The sequence below is a fragment of the Bifidobacterium sp. M0353 genome, from assembly GCF_016100645.1.
GTDB classification, from domain to species: Bacteria; Actinomycetota; Actinomycetes; order Actinomycetales; family Bifidobacteriaceae; genus Bombiscardovia; species Bombiscardovia choladohabitans.
Genome location: NZ_JACFSB010000033.1, coordinates 1 through 411, shown reverse-complemented (window position 1 = coordinate 411; position 411 = coordinate 1). Strand labels below are relative to the sequence as shown.

1 protein-coding gene is annotated in these 411 nt (G+C 30.7%); it reads right to left on the bottom strand.

The genetic code is table 11. From position 1 onward, the window contains the following. Positions 1–44 precede the first annotated feature (44 nt). A partial coding sequence (locus H3V04_RS08885; protein WP_198188229.1) for a hypothetical protein occupies positions 45–411 on the bottom strand: 367 nt, incomplete at its 5' end.

The window sequence follows — 411 nt, the reverse complement described above, 5'->3', positions numbered from 1 at the left end:
TTTGGGTATCGTCTTTTTCCCATGGATATTTATTAAAAAAATTATCATATTCTTGCTGTGTGTAAGCAAATGGGGGGGGAACCTTTTTCTAATGAAGGTTGTAGCCAACAGACTTTAGGTAAACCAGAACCAGATGATCTAATATAGTAAGTTTTGCTGACGCTAGGATAGTTATTAATATTAGGTAATCCATAAATGGTTGAAAGTTCTGAATCAGTAGTCTCTAAAGTTAGTGTATAATAGCCTACACAACTGTCTAATTGATCATTCAGTTTGATCTGATTATTTTTATTATCTTTAATTTCTAGTTTTAAAGTTCCAGTTGCTTTAAATCCATCATCACCATCATTATCTTCAAAATATTGTTTATCAGTTAAAATTGTTTCGAGCTCTACTTGTTCATTTTGATAA